At 60.2% G+C, this 17,138-nt stretch carries 20 protein-coding genes; 7 read left to right on the top strand and 13 right to left on the bottom strand.

What is annotated here, in order from left to right; genetic code table 11:
* Positions 1-109: 109 nt before the first annotated feature.
* Positions 110-1,168 (bottom strand): L-threonine 3-dehydrogenase, encoded by a 1,059-nt coding sequence (gene tdh / locus LAO20_04275; protein MBZ5530626.1) that lies wholly within the window; start codon positions 1,166-1,168, stop codon positions 110-112.
* A gap of 254 nt (positions 1,169-1,422) precedes the next feature.
* Between tdh and LAO20_04270 the strand changes: the two genes are divergently transcribed.
* The 6 genes from LAO20_04270 to LAO20_04245 all read left to right on the top strand — a co-directional run bounded on the left by LAO20_04270 (position 1,423) and on the right by LAO20_04245 (position 6,639).
* Positions 1,423-2,166 carry a hypothetical protein gene (locus LAO20_04270; GenBank protein MBZ5530625.1) on the top strand — a complete coding sequence of 248 codons (744 nt, stop codon included), beginning with the start codon at positions 1,423-1,425 and terminating at the stop codon, positions 2,164-2,166.
* Positions 2,167-2,238: 72 nt separating this feature from the next.
* Entirely contained in the window at positions 2,239-2,940 is a 702-nt protein-coding gene (locus tag LAO20_04265; GenBank protein ID MBZ5530624.1) for a TetR/AcrR family transcriptional regulator, read from the top strand.
* Positions 2,937-4,001, top strand: coding sequence for an efflux RND transporter periplasmic adaptor subunit (locus tag LAO20_04260; GenBank protein MBZ5530623.1), 1,065 nt, complete (start codon positions 2,937-2,939; stop codon positions 3,999-4,001). Before LAO20_04265 ends, LAO20_04260 begins: the two co-directional genes overlap by 4 nt.
* Entirely contained in the window at positions 4,001-4,999 is a 999-nt protein-coding gene (locus tag LAO20_04255; GenBank protein ID MBZ5530622.1) for an ATP-binding cassette domain-containing protein, read from the top strand. Before LAO20_04260 ends, LAO20_04255 begins: the two co-directional genes overlap by 1 nt.
* Before the next feature lie 3 nt (positions 5,000-5,002).
* The gene (locus tag LAO20_04250) at positions 5,003-6,130 is read left to right on the top strand and encodes an ABC transporter permease (GenBank protein ID MBZ5530621.1); all 1,128 of its coding nucleotides are present in this window, start codon (positions 5,003-5,005) and stop codon (positions 6,128-6,130) included.
* An 11-nt stretch (positions 6,131-6,141) separates the two neighbouring features.
* Entirely contained in the window at positions 6,142-6,639 is a 498-nt protein-coding gene (locus LAO20_04245; protein ID MBZ5530620.1) for a hypothetical protein, read from the top strand.
* A 199-nt stretch (positions 6,640-6,838) separates the two neighbouring features.
* Here LAO20_04245 and LAO20_04240 read toward each other — a convergent pair whose 3' ends face one another.
* The gene (locus tag LAO20_04240; GenBank protein MBZ5530619.1) at positions 6,839-7,135 is read right to left on the bottom strand and encodes a hypothetical protein; all 297 of its coding nucleotides are present in this window, start codon (positions 7,133-7,135) and stop codon (positions 6,839-6,841) included.
* Between the two features lie 336 nt (positions 7,136-7,471).
* Positions 7,472-7,795: a hypothetical protein gene (locus tag LAO20_04235; GenBank protein ID MBZ5530618.1), complete on the bottom strand. Its 324-nt coding sequence runs from the start codon at positions 7,793-7,795 to the stop codon at positions 7,472-7,474.
* Between the two features lie 213 nt (positions 7,796-8,008).
* Here LAO20_04235 and LAO20_04230 point away from each other — a divergent pair, with 213 nt between their 5' ends.
* Complete coding sequence (locus LAO20_04230; GenBank protein MBZ5530617.1) at positions 8,009-8,821, top strand: hypothetical protein; 813 nt, start codon at positions 8,009-8,011, stop codon at positions 8,819-8,821.
* A 74-nt stretch (positions 8,822-8,895) separates the two neighbouring features.
* On the opposite strand, the gene LAO20_04225 is transcribed toward LAO20_04230, so the two are convergent.
* From LAO20_04225 to LAO20_04180, 10 genes are all read right to left on the bottom strand, one after another.
* Complete coding sequence (locus tag LAO20_04225) at positions 8,896-9,510, bottom strand: LppP/LprE family lipoprotein (GenBank protein MBZ5530616.1); 615 nt, start codon at positions 9,508-9,510, stop codon at positions 8,896-8,898.
* Between the two features lie 31 nt (positions 9,511-9,541).
* Positions 9,542-10,489 (bottom strand): ACP S-malonyltransferase, encoded by a 948-nt coding sequence (gene fabD / locus LAO20_04220; GenBank protein MBZ5530615.1) that lies wholly within the window; start codon positions 10,487-10,489, stop codon positions 9,542-9,544.
* 2 nt (positions 10,490-10,491) lie between these two features.
* A complete protein-coding gene (gene plsX / locus LAO20_04215; protein MBZ5530614.1) occupies positions 10,492-11,535 on the bottom strand; it encodes a phosphate acyltransferase PlsX in 1,044 nt (347 codons plus the stop codon).
* Between the two features lie 13 nt (positions 11,536-11,548).
* The gene (gene rpmF, locus LAO20_04210; protein ID MBZ5530613.1) at positions 11,549-11,734 is read right to left on the bottom strand and encodes a 50S ribosomal protein L32; all 186 of its coding nucleotides are present in this window, start codon (positions 11,732-11,734) and stop codon (positions 11,549-11,551) included.
* Between the two features lie 58 nt (positions 11,735-11,792).
* On the bottom strand, positions 11,793-12,344 hold the full coding sequence (locus LAO20_04205; protein MBZ5530612.1) for a DUF177 domain-containing protein: 552 nt from the start codon (positions 12,342-12,344) through the stop codon (positions 11,793-11,795).
* Positions 12,345-12,539: 195 nt separating this feature from the next.
* Positions 12,540-12,764, bottom strand: coding sequence for a YtxH domain-containing protein (locus LAO20_04200; protein ID MBZ5530611.1), 225 nt, complete (start codon positions 12,762-12,764; stop codon positions 12,540-12,542).
* Between the two features lie 165 nt (positions 12,765-12,929).
* Complete coding sequence (locus LAO20_04195) at positions 12,930-13,637, bottom strand: tetratricopeptide repeat protein (protein ID MBZ5530610.1); 708 nt, start codon at positions 13,635-13,637, stop codon at positions 12,930-12,932.
* A 134-nt stretch (positions 13,638-13,771) separates the two neighbouring features.
* Positions 13,772-14,842 carry a response regulator gene (locus tag LAO20_04190; protein ID MBZ5530609.1) on the bottom strand — a complete coding sequence of 357 codons (1,071 nt, stop codon included), beginning with the start codon at positions 14,840-14,842 and terminating at the stop codon, positions 13,772-13,774.
* A 120-nt stretch (positions 14,843-14,962) separates the two neighbouring features.
* Entirely contained in the window at positions 14,963-15,403 is a 441-nt protein-coding gene (locus LAO20_04185) for a hypothetical protein (GenBank protein MBZ5530608.1), read from the bottom strand.
* A gap of 121 nt (positions 15,404-15,524) precedes the next feature.
* Entirely contained in the window at positions 15,525-17,135 is a 1,611-nt protein-coding gene (locus LAO20_04180) for a hydantoinase B/oxoprolinase family protein (GenBank protein MBZ5530607.1), read from the bottom strand.
* Positions 17,136-17,138 lie beyond the last annotated feature (3 nt).

Raw genomic sequence — 17,138 nt, 5'->3', positions numbered from 1 at the left:
GAACGGAGGAACCGGAGGTCGCTCGAATCCCTGCTACCTTCAACTCTTCCTCCGCTTACTCCTTTCCTCCGTGTTTCAAGGTCTTTAGCCAATTGCCAACTGCTATTTGCTATTTGCTGCTCACTCCATTCGGATACAGCAAAATCTTGCTGGCTTCGCCGCTCTTCAGCCGGTCCATGCCTTTGCTGAAGTCGGCGAGCGCCATGCGGTCGGTGATTACCGGATCCAGGTCCAGCTTGTGGGCCTTGAGCATGGCGTTCATCTGGTACCAGGTCTTGTACATCAGCCGCCCGTTGATGCCCTGCACGCGCGCGCCTTTGAAGATGATGTCTTCTGACAGATTCAGTTCCATGGGGCGCGAAGGAATCCCCAGCAGCGAAACGCGCCCGCCCAGCCGCAGGATCTTGAAGCCCAGGCGGATGGCGTCGGGGTGGCCGGACATTTCCAGCACCACGTCCACGCCGGTGTGGCCGGTCACGTCCATCACGCGCTGGTAGACGTCGTCTTTGGCCGGATTGAGCACGATGTCCGCCTTCATCTTCTCCGCCAGCTTGCGGCGATGCTCGTTGATCTCCAGTGCAAAGACTTCGCTGGCGCCGCAGGCGCGCGAGACGGCGATGGCAAACAGCCCAATCGGCCCGCAGCCAATCACCGCCACCGTCTTGGTGGCGATATCGCCGGCCAGCACGGTGTGGAAGGCGTTGCCCAGCGGGTCAAGCACGCTGGCGTAGTCGGCGGGAACGGCGGGGTCAATCTGCCAGATGTTGGATTCAGGGATGACCACAAATTCGGCGAAGGCGCCGTTGGCGTCCACGCCAATGATCTTCACGTGCTGGCAGATGTGGGCTTCGCCGGTGCGGCACTGGTAGCACTTGCCGCAGGCCACATGCATTTCCGCGGAGACAAAGTCGCCTTCCTTCACCGCCGTCACGTTCTTGCCCCGGGCCACCACGTGCCCGCAAAATTCGTGCCCGGGAATCAGCGGCGGCTTGATGCGGTTCTGCGCCCACTGGTCCCAGTTGTAAATGTGCAGGTCCGTGCCGCAGACGGAGGCCACTTTCACTTTCACCAGGACGTCGTCCGGGCCAAATTGCGGGATGGGCATCTGGCGGATGTCGGCTCCCGGCGCGGCCTCCGGTTTCACTACGGCAAGCATGGTGTCAGACATTCGGGTCCTTGGTTCAGCTCGAACAAAAGCTAGCGCGAACCACTGTTGGCGTGGATCAGGCAGGCAAACTAGGTATTTTAGCAAATTGGCTTTATTCACATCCCAATCAGGGTCGCAGTGAAGCGCAGGACCGTTGTCGGAAACCGCTCAAGCAAGCCAGAACATAAAGTTTCACAGGAATTCCGGCCCGCAATTCGTTTATTGTTTTCAGAGTACCTTACGACGCCTGATGTGCGGTGAAGGAACGGTTTCACATGATGCCTCCTTGCGGGACCTTTGCTTACGTCACTACTGTCCCTGAACATCCGGAAGACAGCTCGTCAGAATGGATGGTGCGACTGAGCCATCCGATAGAGCGCAAGGGCAACGAACTCGCAGATCGGCGACTGGTCGGCTATTCACCTCGCTTGCGAATCACAGACGCCGGGCTGACTCCAAACCCGGGACCGCGGTGCCCTTCGACCATGCGAAGCCGCTTAACTCTCACCGCCTTAAACCCGGAAGGCGCGACCATTTCTGCAATATCGTTCCATGTTGATAGTGGCTTTACCTCCCGGCTCCAGCCAGGCGACGATCTGCATATGAGCCGCACCGCTTGCGCCGGGCTGGGACTCTCGATTGTGCGTCATGGCGAACTGGTGGCGGCCGTGGGAGCCGTTACCACAGTACACCTGGGCGACAACTTCGAGGCCCGCACTCCGTTTGACTTACTGCAAGAGGCGTCTAAGCTCTTCACTAAGGCAGACCCAGAGTTTAGGTTTTCCGAGGCGCCAGTTGAATTCATCCACAAGAAACAGCGACGAATCTTATTTCGTGGTTCCTGCCGCGTTGGGGAATACGAAGTTGTGATGTGGCATGGCTTCCTGCGCGGTATGCCTGGTACTGACGAGTCCGCGGCGATCTCCCGGACCGGCCGTCCTGCCTCCAGCTTCGCCAGCATTTCAGCTCAGCTTCTGGAAGCCGATCCCGCCGAATTGATCAAGTGGCCGAGCCGTTAAAGATCGGTCTCACGAGTTTCGATTTGCGCAAGAGCGGGCGACTATCCGATAATTAAATAACCAGTTAATTAAATGGTTTCTCTCGCCAAATCTCGCCGGTCCGGCTCGCGTGGCGAACCGGAAAAGACGCGCGCCGCCATCCTCAAGGCCGCGCTGGAAGAGTTTTCGCATGAAGGCGCCGCCGGCGCCCGCACTGACCAGATCGCCCGCCGCGCCGGCGTGAACAAAGCCCTGCTCTACTACTACTTCAAAGATAAGGAAGGCCTGTACGCCGCTGCGCTGGAGCAGGTTTTCAGCGGGCTGCACCAGCGGGTGATGGCCATTTTGAATCGCGACGATCTGCCGCCGCGCGCCAAGCTCCTGCAATACGTGGAAGCGCATTTCGATTACATCGCCAGCCACTCGGTGTATCCAAGGCTGGTCCAGCGCGAATTCATGCGCTCCGCCGGACGGACGCTCTCTCCCGTGGCCAGCCGCATCCTGGAACGCTACGGCAAACCGATCTATCAGAAGCTGGAAGACCTGATCCGCGACGGCATCAAGTCCGCGGACTTCCGCAAGGTTGATCCGGTGCAGACGCTCACGTCCATCTTGGGGACCATCGTGTTCTACTTCATCAGCATTCCCGCGCAGCAAGTGATGCGCGCGGGCGACCCGGCGTCACCGGAGCGGATCGCGGCGCGGCGCATCGCGGTGCTGGATTTTGTTTCGTCCGCCCTGTTCGCACCCGCGACGGGTTCGGCCTCCGCCAAAGAGAAAGGCAAGCCGCAGTGAGCGCGCGCAACAAATTCTTCGCCGTCCTCGGCCTGCTGCTGGTGGCCGCGGCCATCTACTACTTTTTCGCCGCGGACCATTCTTCTGACCTGGTGCTGGTCGGCACAGTGGACGCCAACCAGGTGGTGGTCAGTCCCAAGATGGCCGGCCGCATCGCGCGCCTGGCCGTGGATGAAGGCACGGAAGTAACAGCCGGACAGACCGTTGCCGTACTGGACGCGGAGGAATTGACTGCGGACCGCCAGGCCGCGCAGGCCCAGTTGGCCAGCTTGCGCCACCAGGTAGCGCAAACGCGCGCCACCAAAGACCAGACTGCGGGTGAAACTTCCAGCGGCGTAGTCAACGCCCAGGCCCGGTTGCGCGCCGCGCAAGCCACGCTGGCCCAGGCGCAAGCCGATCTGGTCCGCATCGAGAGTGACACTAAGCGATCGGTGACACTTGCCGCACAAGGAGTGGCCCCGCAACAGCAAGCTGACGACGCACAGGCCCAGTTGAAGGCCCAGCAGGCATTGGTCCGCGCGGTGGAGGACCAGTTGAACGCCGCCAAGGCTGACCTGGAGACCGCGCGGGCACACACGCTCCTGGCCAATGCAGCGCAGAGCACGGCGGCTTCGACCCGGGCACAGCAGCTCAACGCGCAGGCGCAGCTGGAAGCCGCTGAGGCCCGGCTGGGATACACCAAGGTGGTTTCGCCGGTGAACGGCACGGTCACCATCCGCGCGGCGCGTGAAGGCGAAGTGGTCACGCTGGGCCAGCCCATCGTGATCATCACCGACTTGAGCGATACCTGGGTGCGCGCGGCGGTCCCCGAGACCGAATCCGTGCACATTGCCATCGGCGACCAGCTCAACGTGCGCCTTCCTTCCGGTGACATCGTGTCCGGCAAGGTGATTTACAAGGCTCCGGAAGCCGACTTCGCCACGCAGCGCGACGTGAGCCGCCGCAAGCGCGACATCAAAACCATCGCCCTGAAGCTCAGCGTGGACAACAGCAAGAAGAACCTGGTTCCGGGCATGACCGCGGAAGTGCTGGTCCCGAAGTCGAAAGTCGGGGGCTCCTGATGGAGGACGTGAAGGCCATCCGCGTGGTGGACATTGTCAAACGCTACGGAAACTTCACGGCGGTGGACGGTGTCTCTTTCGACGTGGCGGAAGGCGAAATCTTTGGGCTGCTGGGACCAAACGGCGCGGGCAAATCCACGCTCATCCGCATGATGACCACGCTGCTGGATATCACCAGCGGCTCGGCGTTTGTTGAAGGATTTGACGTGAGCAAAGACCCGGACAAAGCGCGGCGCTCCATCGGCGTGATTCCCCAGGCCATGACCAGCGATGGCGACCTCACGGTGTGGGAAAACCTGAGCATTTATTCCAAACTGTACGGGATTCCGGCGGCCGTCCGGAAACAATCCATTGATGAACTGCTGGAACTGGTGGACCTGACGCAATGGCGCGACGCGCCGGCGCGCAATCTTTCCGGAGGCATGCGGCGGCGGCTGGAGATCGCGCGCGGGCTGGTGCACCGGCCGCGCATCTTCTTTCTTGACGAGCCCACCACCGGCCTGGACCCGGTGTCGCGCGTGGCGGTGTGGGAGATGATTGGCGCCATCAAACAGAAACGCAACCTGACCGTCCTGATCACCACGCATTACATGGATGAAGCCGACCGCCTCTGCGACCGCATCGCCATTGTGGACCACGGCAAGCTGGTGGCGCTGGATTCTCTGCGCGCGCTCAAGGCCAGCATTCCCGGCTCCAGCGTGATTGAAGCGCAGTTCCTGAACGCTCCTGAAGACTGGCAGGGCGAGCTGTCGCAGTTGGCGGGCGTCAATTCCGTACAGCCGGAAGGCGCCAGCATGTACCGCATCCTCACCGACGACGGCCCGCGCACCACCACCGCGCTGGTGGAAACCGCGGTCCGCGCCAAGGTGGAAGTGAAATCACTCACGGTGCAGTCCACCACATTGGATGACGTGTTCGTCCACTACACTGGCCGCCAGTTGCGCGACCAACTGGCTGACGCGCCGCTCTACCAGTCGCCCGTGGCCTGGGGGAAGTGAAACATGGCGTTCTTTCAGACTGAACGCATGATGGCCATTGTGGAGCGCGATCTGCGCAAGTTCTTCCGCTCGCCTGCCCTGATGATGGCCGCCATGGTCTTTCCCCTGGTGCAATTGATCGTGCTGGGCAACGCCTTCGGCGGCAAGATTCGCGACGCCAAGCTGGGCATTGTGAACCAGGACCGCGGCCCGCAGGCCATCCGGGTGATTGAAGCGCTGCGCGCGGTGCAGAGCAATGCCCGGACTTTCCAGACCATCCTTTATACCGACGAAAAGCAGATGGTCGCGGACGTGCGCAAGGGCGACCTCAACGCCGGGCTGGTGATTCCGCCGCAGTTCTCGCGTGACGTTTACGAGCACGCGCGACCCCGCGTGGGCCTGGTGCTGGACAACACCGACAACTTCATGACTGCCACCTTTGAGCAGAGCATGACGGAACTCGTTGGGGCGCTCAACCAGCCGGACTTCCAGCCGCGCGTGGTGCAGCAAGTGGCGCTGCAGGTGGTGGAACTCTACCCCTACATCGAGTACATGAAGTATCTGTTGCCGGGTTCGATCACGCTGGCCATGTTCGTGAGCGTGATGATCGGCGGCGGCATTGTGTACATTGACGATAAGGCCCGCGGCGTGCACGAAGGCTATCTGGTCACGCCCATCACCAAAATGGAGTTGGTGGCCGGCCTGAACGTGGCCGGCGCCATGAAAGCCATGGGCGCGGGAGTGGTGCTCACGATCATTGGCTCGCTGATTGCCGGCGTGGGAGGCACTTTTCAGCCCGCCAATCTGCTCTGGCTGCTCTTGCTGATCGCGTGCACGTCCTTCGCGTTCATCGCCATGATGTTCTTGATGATGGTCCGGGTAAACGACCCGCTGGTGCCGCGCGCCATGTTCGGCATCCTGAATACGTTGCTTTACTTCCCCAGCGGCGCCATCTATCCCATTCAGGCTTTTCCTGAATGGTTGCAGTGGATCGCCCGGGTGGACCCGTTCTCATATTCGGTGCACGGGTTCAAGGCAGTGTTGCTCAAAGGCGTGGGACTGGCTGCAATCTGGCCGGACCTGCTGTATCTTAGTGGGTTCGCAATTGTTACGTTCTCGCTCTCCACTCTGTTGTTCAAACGCACTTTGTAGAGGCGGTTCTTATGGGACTGTTGGACGCAAAAGAGTATGACCCGCGGCCAGCGCAGCGGCGCTGGCGACTGGTGGGGATCGCCGTGGTACTGGTGATCGTATTTTTGATCTTGTGGTTCTGGCCCAGTGGCCGGTTCCGTTACATACGGGAATGGGGCGTCGCCAACAAGTTCTTTGCCGCCATCGAGCGCAAAGATCTGGACGCGGCCTACGGTTTGTACAATGCTGATCCAGATTGGAAACAGCATCCGGAGAAGTACAACCAGTACACGCTCTCGCAATTCACTCTGGATTGGGGCCCTTCCAGTGATTTTGGGACCATAACCAGCCATCAAGTGGACTGTGCCACGGAGCCGCCGACCAAAGGTTTTGGGTCGGCCAGCGGTGTGATCCTGGTGGTAACGCTCAATCGCCGCACGACCCCGACACTTTTGTGGGTGGAAAAGAGGTCGCACACCATCACCACGTCGCCGGATATCTGGCAGGTGCGCTGCCATGGTCCAGGATAAGAGGACGCAGGCGCACTTCTCCCGCCGCGCAAGATGCGCGCGAAAGTGAATGCAAGTGAACGGACAGTATGGCGGAGAGACTCTCTCCGCGCCCGGCTTCACAGAACCTTGAAGCGACGAAAATCAGGCGCGGATCCGAGTTGGTGTTGGTCCAGCAAACCAGGAAACCGGCAGATTCCCCGGATGGAGTGAGGAATGCTTATTTCTTGCCGCCCTTGTCGTCGCCACCCTTTTTGTCGTCGGCTCCTGCAGCTTTCTTCGTGGCGCCTTTTTTCGCGCCCTTCTTGGTGGCCTTTTTGCCGCTGTCAGCTGTGGCTTTTTTGCCGCTCTCGGCCGTGGCTGCCTTCTTCGCGCCCTTCTTGGCCGTGGTTTTCTTCTTTCCGGCGGCAGCAGTCTTGGTTTCGCCACCCTTCTTGTCCTTGTCGCCAGTAGTCTGGGCAAATGCCAGAGTGCCGAGCAACAGGCAGAGGGCCATTAACTTAGCAATAGTCTTCATGTCTCCTAGATCTCCTTTGGTCTCTTGTGACTCTTTGTGATTAAGGGCCGGGGAGGCCCTGTCCGAATGCCGTGGAATTATAGAGATTTAATGGCCAAAACTGAACTAAATAAGATGATTGGCCGCATACCGCACCTGAGGGGCTGTTTTGGGGATTGAACGGTAGAAAAACCGTCGCGGAAAGAGGGGAGGATCTGAGCGCCGACGGGCACCGAACGCAGCTCACCCATGTGGATGAGTTCCAGCCACGCGGCGGGCCATAGCATGGGCGACGCCCGCCTCAAGGTCTTCAAGCTCGGCGCCAAAATGTAGCCGACCAAGGAGACTTCGCGACGGTTACTTCTTGCCGCCCTTGTCGTCCCCACCCTTCTTGGTCGTGCCCGTACCCTTTCCTTTTCCCTTGCTTGTGCTGGCGCCTTTGCCTTTGCCCTTGCTCGTTTCGATCGTCTTGCCTTTGCCCTTGCTGGTGGCGGTGGCTGTGCGCTTCCCTTTGTCCTTGTCGCCGCCTTTGCTTGCAACTTTGGTTGTGGTCTTACCTTTTCCCTTGGAGGAGGCTGTCTTCTTGGTGTCGTCGGTCTTGCCCGCGGACACGCCACCTTGCGCGAAGCTCAGCGAGCCCAGCAACAGGCAAACGGCCACTAATTTAGCAATTGTCTTCATGTCTGGATCTCCTAGGTCTCTTTGGAATCTTTGTGAGTCGTCAGGCGGGGGAAGCCCTATACGATGCCCGGAATTATAAGGACTCAAGAACCAAAACGAAACAAGAATCAACATGTCCGCGGACCGGATGCCGGACCTGAGGGGCAAGGCACGCGGCCTGCTTCGGGTAGAATATCGCGATTTGATTACCGCAAGGCTTCTGAACGAGGAATCATGACCCATACACTGCTTCCGCTGTCGCTAGGCAAGCTGCTCGATGAGACGTTTAACATCTACCGGCGGAACTTCCTGCTGTTCATCGGCATCAGCGCGGTTCCGAATCTTGTCCTGCTGCTGCTGCAGCTTGTCGTGACGCTTCCTGCCGCTGGCGACCAAAAACTGGAAACATTCGTGACCGGGCTCGGTATTGTGGGCACGCTGGTTGCTTCCATGTTCGCGGGCGCGATCGTAACGGCAGCCACAACTTTTGGCGTCTCCGATGTCTATCTCGACCGGCCCACCAGCATGGTTGCCTGCTTTGCGCGCGTGTGGGCCAAGGCCCTCAGAGTGCTGTACGTCTCTTTTGTGGTTGGCCTAATCGTTGGCTTTGGCGCCATGCTGTGCATCGTGCCCGGGATTTATTGGGCGGGAGTGTATGGAATTGCGGTTCCCGCCGTAGTCCTTGAAAACATCACGGGAAATGAGTCCTTGAAACGAAGCTCATCGTTGACCAGCGATTCCGTTGGCCGGGTCATCGTCGTCTACTTTCTCACAACGATCTTTGCCGCCGGTATGTCATTCGCGCTGGATGCGGGCGTGACCGCCCTGAGTTCCAAGGTATTCCATGTTGCGGCAACGTTCGCGCCACAGGCGCTAAGCCAGATCAGCACCGCGGTCGGAGAAATCCTGTTTGGCCCGGTGAGCGCCAGCGCCCTAACGCTTGTTTACTACGATCAGCGCGTCCGCAAAGAAGCCTTTGATATTCAGCATATGATGGCCTTGATGTCCGCTCCTAACAACATGGACGCGGGAAATACGGCTTTGTGAAGGACGCCGGATCTCAGGAACAAACAGCAGCTCTGTGGAGAAGGTTGAACGGGAGCAAAATGCGGCTTGGCCGCTTAGTCTTGTTTGGAAATTGGGGCTCGCTTGGCGCTGATGCGGACGAACCGCTGTCCGTCCCAGCGGAAGGTGACAGTGTTAATGTAGATAGGGCAGCAGCGACCCTTCGGCGAGTCAAATGGGACGGACCGCACGGTCAGAATTTTCCTTTTTGGATCGAAGGATGCGCCCACTGCATGACCACCATGATGCATATCAAAATCTATTTGCTGGATGATAAATACCTTGCCCTCTCGCAGCTCAAAGACCTGAACTGCCCCTGAATGCGCCGAACTTGCCATATACCATCCCCATTCGTAATACGCCAGCCAGAGTTCTCGAGCAAGTGGCATCTGCCAGCCAAGCTTCACTTCGGTGTTCTCAGAGAATCCATCGTCGAAGCGGTATATCCTCGTGCCGCCGCCATGACTGAGTTTCACTCTTTCCATGACTCTTCCGCGATTGAGAAATACAGCTTTCCTGTTCGCCAAATCCATCTTTTTGACGTCAAGAATCTCGGCAACAAACAACTGGGGCTTGTTGGTAATTGAAATACCAAGGTCTTCATTCTTCAGCGATTGAGCAGCAAGGGAAGATACAGCTAGGAGTACCAGCAGGCGGGCAAGATGGTTCATGGGAACAAACTCTCGGCTTCAGCCCAATGTACTACTGTTGTGCAGGAGAAGCGAAGAAATTTATCGCTTTGGCGAGTGATGCTTCGTCGCCCACGTTCATCGCCGTTTGCGCGCGGTCAATGGACCGCATCAGCCCGGTGAGGACCTTGCCGGGCCCGACTTCGACAAACGTCTTCGCGCCCAGGGCGATCAGCTTCTGCACACAGCCCACCCACTGGACAGTCCCGGTGACCTGGCGGATGAGAGCGTCGCGCGAGGCGTCGCCTGAAGTCTTGGGTTCGGCGTCAATGTTGCTGACCACGGCGACCTTTGGATCGGCAAACTTGAGCGCGTGCAGGTCTTTGGCCAGGCGGTCCTGCGCGGGCTGCATGAGCGCGCAATGGAAAGGCGCGCTTACCTCCAGCATGATGGCCCGTTTGGCGCCGCGATCTTTGGCCAGTTCGGCGGCACGGGCCACGGCCGCGACTGCGCCGGAGATCACGATCTGGTCGGGCGAGTTCACGTTGGCCGGCTGCACCACTTCGCCTTGCGCGGCGTCCACGCAGACTTGCTGGAGCTGGTCAATGGGCATGGCCAGGATGGCCGCCATCGCCCCCTTGCCCGCGGGGACAGCTTCCTGCATGTACTTGCCGCGATTGCGCACGGTGCGCACGGCGTCAGCGAAATCCAGCGTCCCGGCAACTACGTGGGCGGAGTATTCGCCCAGGCTGTGCCCGGCGACAAATTGCGGGGTAATTCCCTTTTCGGCCAGGACCCGCGCCGCGGCCACGCTCACCGTCAAGATGGCCGGCTGGGTGATCTCGGTCATGCGCAGCCGGTCGTCAGGGCCTTCAAAGCACAGTTGCGACAGGCTGAATCCCAGGGCGGCATCGGCTTCTTGAAAAGTTTTTTGCGCGACGGGATACAGAGCGGCGAGTTCCTTCCCCATCCCCGCGGCTTGTGAACCTTGTCCAGGAAAGAGGAAAGCGACGTTGGGCAGACTCATGCGTTTTCTTCCAGGCGGGCGGCCGCGGCTTCCACGCGGGCGGCGGTGATTTCCTGCTCGATGCGCTGGTTGATGCCGGACTCGTGAAACTGTTTGGCCACGCGGACGGCGTTCTTGATGGCGTTGGCGTTGGACGCGCCGTGGCCGACAATGGCCACGCCTTTGATCCCCAGCAGCGGCGCGCCGCCAAATTCGGAATAGTCCAGGCGGCGTCCGAAGTTGGTGAACGCTTTGCGCGCCAGCAACGCGCCCACCTGTGAAGTGATGGTCGAATTCAAAGACTCTTTCAGCAGGTAGCGGACGGCATCCACCAGGCCTTCTGAAATCTTCAGGGCCACGTTGCCGGCAAAGCCGTCGCAGACGATCACGTCCACGCGGCCGTTGTAGAGATCGCGGCCTTCCACGTTGCCGATAAAATTCAGCGGCAGCTCCTTGAGCAGCGCGTGGGCATGGCGGGTAAGGTCGTTGCCCTTGGTTTCTTCTTCACCCACGGAGAGCAGACCCACAGTGGGCTTGGCGGCGCCGAAGATGGCGCGAAAATAGATTTCGCCCATGATGGCGAACTGGGCCAGGTTCTGGGGCTTGGAATCCACGTTGGCGCCCACATCAATCAGGATGGAAGGCTTGCCCATGGATGTGGGGAAAACGCTGGCCAGCGCCGGGCGGTCCACGCCGGGCAGCGCGCCCAGCACCATCTTGGCGGCGGTCATGGCGGCGCCGGTGTTGCCGGCGGTGACGAAGCCCACGACTTTTTTGTCGCGCACCAGGCGCAGGCCCACGTGGATGCTGGAATCTTTCTTGGTCCGCACCGCCTGCACCGGCTTATCGTGCATGGTGATGACCTGGGTGGCGTTGACCACTTCAATGGCCGAGTGCGCGGCAGAGGGATGTCCAGCCAGCTCGCGTTTGAGCTGCGCTTCCGGCCCGACCAGCAGCACCCTCACTCCGGGATAGTGCTGCACAGCCAGCAAAGAGCCTTCCACTTCAGGCTTGGGGGCCCGGTCAGACCCCATGGCGTCAACAGCTATGAGCGTTTCCACTGAATGTGCGATTTTACTTGGTTTCCTTGACTTCCACTACTTCGCGGCCCTTGTAATATCCACACTTAGGACATACGCGATGGGGCAGCTTGCGTTCGTGACAGTTGGGGCATTCGGAAACCGTCACCGCCGTCAGATGATCGTGAGCGCGGCGCGTCGAGGTGCGCGTTTGCGAGTGCCGCCGTTTAGGATTTGCCATTGTATCCAGTTACCTTTCATGGCGCGCGACCCGCGGCCGCTGCGCAAAAATTCTTGTCTTACCGCTCCAGCTTCTTGCGGATATCTTCCAGAGCGGCCCAGCGCGGCTCAGCCACCGCGACCACGCAATCGCACTTGCTCTGGTTCAGGTTCGTCCCGCATTGCGGGCAAAGCCCCTTGCAGCCGGGCTTGCAGACTTGCTTCACCGGCAGGGCCAGTAGAACCTGCTCTTTCAGGACGTCTTCCAGCAGCAGGCCCTCACCTTGATAGTACCCGATTTCCGTCTCCGCCGAGCTGATGGAAGCCTCTTCGCCCTTGGCGTCAATGCCCAACGGACGGTAGATCAGATCGAACAACTCGGCGACAGAATTACTCACCGGCTCCAGGCAACGTGCGCAATACACCTCGATGCCCGTGGCAATCTTGGCGACGATCCGGATGTCCTCCACCACGTTCTTGCCGCCGCGGTGCTCGCGAATCAACTCCGCCCGTCCTGCCGCTTGCAGCGGGACTTTTTGGACGATGTCCTCACCAAAATCAATCGCGCCGGGAGGGAAGCTTTCGTCAAATTCCAATTTCCGGAGTTCAAGATCCTTTATTTTTATAAACATAGGGCTACTCCAGAATCTTGAATGCCTAGCAGAGGTTACGCTGGGGACAGTGTTAAGGATAAAGGCCGGGCGGATGGAGTGTCAAGGATGGCTCGAGCGCATAGGTATTAAGAGACGTGGCCGTGCCACGTCTCTACGCTGCGATTCGTTGTGATCTCCGCAAGGTTCGCCAGCGGGATTCCCCGGCGCTGTTGCTTACGAATTCCCCAAACCTTCCGTGCCCGTGGCTTCGGCTGGGGTACGCAGGGCGGTGGCCGCGTTGCGGACGCGCTTGCGTCCTTCCACCACCAGATCACGGGTGGAACCGGCGAGGTCGCCGGCGCGGTCCGCCAGGCTCTCACGGGTCTCTTCGCCGCTCAACGGGGCAAAAAGCAATCCGATTCCAATGCCAATACCTAAACCTGCAAGAAAAGATTTCATGGGGAGCTCCTCGATGGACTTCGGCCAGGAAAGTCCGGAAATTCGGTGGAAGAATACGCGGCCGCTCGGTCGCAATAGAATGCCGGAAAACTCGCCGCTTCAGGAAAAAGCGGACAAAGAGAGCCTACTCTTTTATGCCACCCTGGCGCAAAGTCCAGAGCGTTGTTAGAAGTTCATGGCGCCCGGCTGCTTGCCGGCGTTCAGCTTGGAACCGGCGATCTGCGCCGCGACGCTCTTGGGGTTGTCCTTCTGTATCTGCTGGTAAATGGCGGCCGCCTGGTCGGGAGCGGAAGTCTCATACATTTCCGCCAGCTCCAGTTGGGCGCGCGTCTTGGGGACCGTGTCCGTAGGATGGTCCGCCAGGTCTTTGTAAACCTTGGAAGCATCGGCCGCGCGGTTGGTTGACCGGTAGAGCGATGCCAGAGAGAGCTTGGCCAGCGCGGCGATTTCCTTGTCGCGCAGGTCGGCGGCGGCCTTCAGTTCCTGCTCGGCGGTGGCGTTGTCGCCCGCCTGCATGGCGGCCACGCCGCCCAGATAACGGGCCATGCGGCCCGGGCCGGTATAGGTAAATTTGTCAGCGACGGCTTTCAATTCCTTTTGCGAAGCTTTGGCCCGCTCGGCCGCGGTGGCATAGCTTTTTTCCCCGGCAACTGCGGCTGCTCCTGCCGGCCGCAGAGGCGCGCCATAAGTCCGCAGCGCGGCGGCCAGCGCCAAGTTGCCCTGTTCAGTCTGGCGGCCCTGCCAGGTCATGAATCCGGCGAACGCCAGGGCCACGACCACGACCAGCCCGATGGCCCAGATGACAGAACTTTGGTGCCCAGCGGCCCAGGTGGCGGCGCCCTGCGCGGTCTCAGCGAACTTATCAGTCTTCAATTGACGGCGGGTATAACCTTGCACGTGGAAACCTTCTTGGTGGGATAAGTGCTATGAATTCATTGAGTTTAGCAGGCGTTCGCGGGAGGAGTCAATGCGCGATCTCGGAGACCGCCGGGCTTCGCTGCGCGAAGTCAGGAAGAAGGCACAGCCTGCTTGTCCACTTCCGAGCGCAATTCCATCCAGACCTTGTCCGGCATGTCCAGGAAAACGCGGACCACTGCCGGATCAAACTGTTTGCCGGCCAGTTGGGCGATTTCCACGCGCGCTTCAGCCAGGCCCTTTGCCGCGCGGTAAGGGCGCTCCGTGAGGATGGCGTCAAAGGCGTGGGCCACGGAGAAAATCCGTGCGCCCTGGGGGATGGCCTCACCTTTCAAGCCGCGGGGGAAGCCCGTCCCGTCATAGCGCTCCTCATGGGCGTAAACCAGTTCGGCGGCCTCAGTGAGAAACGGGATCTTTTTGAGCACTTGGTAGCCGCGGAAGCAATGCTCGCGCTGAATCCGGTCCTCTTCCGGAGAGAGCGGGCCGGGCTTGCGGATGATGGCGTCCGGCACGGCGATCATGCCGATGTCATGTAGGATGGCGGCGCGCGCTACCACGCGGATTTTTTCTCCGTCCAGCCCCAGCGCGCGGCCCAGAGCAATGGTGAACGCCGTCACGCGGCGGGCATGGACGCCGGTAGCTGAGTCCTTGAGACCTTGCAAGTCAGCGGCGATTTCAATCGTCGTGTCATAGGAGCGCTCCAGGTCAATCATGGCGTCGTGGAGTTGCTGGGTGCGCGCCGCAACCAGCGATTCCAGATTCGACTGGTAGACGCGATTGTCCAGCTTGAGCCGGCGGTATTCCAGCGCCCGTCCGGTAATCGCCAGGAGTTGTTCATCTTCGAAAGGCCTGAGCAGGTAGTCGTAGGCCCCGCGGCGAATGGCGTCCAGTGCCACGGAAGCGTCATTGGTGCCGGCGCAGAGGATCACCGGCATGTCAGGGTAGCGTTCTTTACAGTGTTGCAGGAGCGCCACGCCATCCATACCCGGCATGGCCAGCTCGCTGAGCATCAAATCATACTCGCCGCTGGAGCCGAGCACAGCCAACGCTTCTGCGCCGGATGCAACTCGCGTGACCTCATGGCCGGCCTCAGCCAGCGTGTTCGCAATCAGCTTTGCCAGGGATTCTTCGCCATCAACGATCAGAACGCGGCTTGCACTCATAGCGATACTCGGGACCAATCTTGGACCTATTCGGGGGAGGCAAGTAACTCTACCGGAGTTGCTACCCGAAATTCAATCTTCGGGTAGTTTTGGCAGAGGTGCAGTGTGAATCCTCTCACCTTATGATCGCAACGGAGGCACGTAAACCTGCTTCGCTGAAAGCCATGCCGCCGCAATCAAGCACACCGTAATCAGGGCTGAGAAAACGATAGGGGTAGTAAAGGCGTATCGCCAGCTCAAAGCTGTGACGGCCACAAAGCAAATGGCCAGCGCCCACGCAATGCTCCGCACGCGCGCCAAAGTCTCTGCCGGAAGTCCGCCTAGCAGCCATGCTAATACCGCCGCAAACAACAGAAACACGGAGAACAAAAGCCCGAAGGCGCTGAAGAAGTCCCAATACGTCCGGGTAAACCCTTGCGCGTCAAAGTGGACGGAACGCATTAAACCGAGAACCGCGTCCGCTCTCCATTCCGGAATATTCTGGCGAAACCCATACGTATGTCCGGCGGCAAATAGCAGCAGAAGAACAGAAGAGATTCGATAAAACATAGATGCTTTCATTCTTGCCTCCAGAGATCATCTCAGCGGGCGCCACTATCCTGCCGCGCAGGTTCAAACTGTAGCATCACCGTAGTTTGCCGCTGGAATACACCACCAGCATCCATGATCTACTCGCCGCAACCTACTTTCCCCAGCCTCCGCCGCCGGGCGACTCAATGCGAATGCGCTCACCTTTTTTCAAGCGTACGCTGGTTTTGCCGGGCAGAGATTCCACGCGGCCGTCGAGGTGGACGGCTTCGGTGCGTCCGGCAGCGCCATCGGCGCCGCCCGCAAGACCGTACGGACCGCGGCTGCGGCGGTCGGCCAGCAGAGTCACTTCGGCGTCGCTCAGCAACTCTACTTCGCGGACAATGCCGTCCCCGCCGCGAAACTTCCCTGCTCCACCGCTTGATTTGCGCAACGAATAGCGCGTCACCCGCAACGGATACGCGTATTCCAGCGATTCCGCCGGAGTGTTGAGCGAGTTGGTCATGTGGGTGTGCACGCCGCTGACGCCGTCGCGATCAGGACGCGCGCCCATGCCGCCGGCGATGGTTTCATAGTAGGCGAACGGCTCGCCAGTGCGCTCGTCCATTCCGCCGATGGTGAGGTTGTTCATGGTGCCCGACGATCCGGCCGGCACGCGATCAGGAAGGGCCTGGGCCAGCGCGCGCAGAAGAACGTCAACAATGCGTTGCGAAGTCTCCACGTTGCCGCCGGCCACGGCCGCAGGCGGGCGCGAGTTTACCACCGTGCCCGCCGGGGCGATCATGCGCACGGGACGCATCAGCCCCGCGGCGGCGGGAACGTCTTCCTGCAGCAGGCAGCGGAAGACATAAAAGCACGCCGAGTACGCGATGGCCTCCACGGCGTTGATGCTGCCGGCGACTTGTGGCGCGCTGCCGGTGAAATCCACGGTGACCAGCGGCTTGCCCGGCGGCGCAGCGGCAAACGTCAGCTTGGCGGCGATGCGCACGGGACCGGAGCCGGCGCCGTCGTCGTCAAGAAAATCTTCAGCCTGGTAAACGCCGTGCGGGACCTTGCCCAGGAAGGCCCGCATCATCTTCTCAGAATATTCCTGCAATTCATCCATCACACGCTGCACGCTGGGCATGCCGTAGCGCGCGGCAATATCGCGCAAGCGCGTTGCTCCGGTATGGCAGGCGGCGATTTGCGCGTTGAGGTCACCCTGGCGCTCTTCCGGCGTGCGAACGTTGCTCAACACCAGGCGCAGCACGTCGTTCTGCATGCGCCCGGCGGAAATCAGCTTGATGGGAGGAATGCGCAGGCCTTCCTGGTAAATTTCGCGGCAGCTGCCCATGGAGCCGGCGTACATGCCGCCGACGTCGGCATGGTGGGCACGCGAAGCAACGTAAAACTGCGGCCCGGACCTCTTCGTTTCTACCTTGCCGGCGCGGGATTTTTCGCGCTCGAGAAAAACCGGGGCGACCAGTGTTATGTCCGGCAGATGCGTGCCGCCGCAAAACGGATCGTTCAGGATGGCCACATCGCCGGGACCGAGCGTGAGCTGGTCCACCGCTGCGCGCACGGACATGGGCATAGACCCCAGATGCACCGGCATGTGGTCGCCCATGGCCACGACTTCACCCTGGCCGTCAAAGACCGCGCAGGAGTAGTCGCGCCGCTCCTTGATGTTGGGCGAAAACGCGGTGCGCCGCAGCGCCGCTCCCATCTCTTCCGCAATGGAGTGGAACAGGCTCTTGAAGATTTCCAGTTCAACGGGGTCACGCATGGG

It is taken from the genome of Terriglobia bacterium (genome assembly GCA_020072815.1).
Lineage (GTDB): Bacteria > Acidobacteriota > Terriglobia > Terriglobales > Acidobacteriaceae > Angelobacter.
The sequence above is the reverse complement of the archived record's forward strand: the minus strand, read 5'-3'. Positions and strand labels throughout refer to the sequence as shown.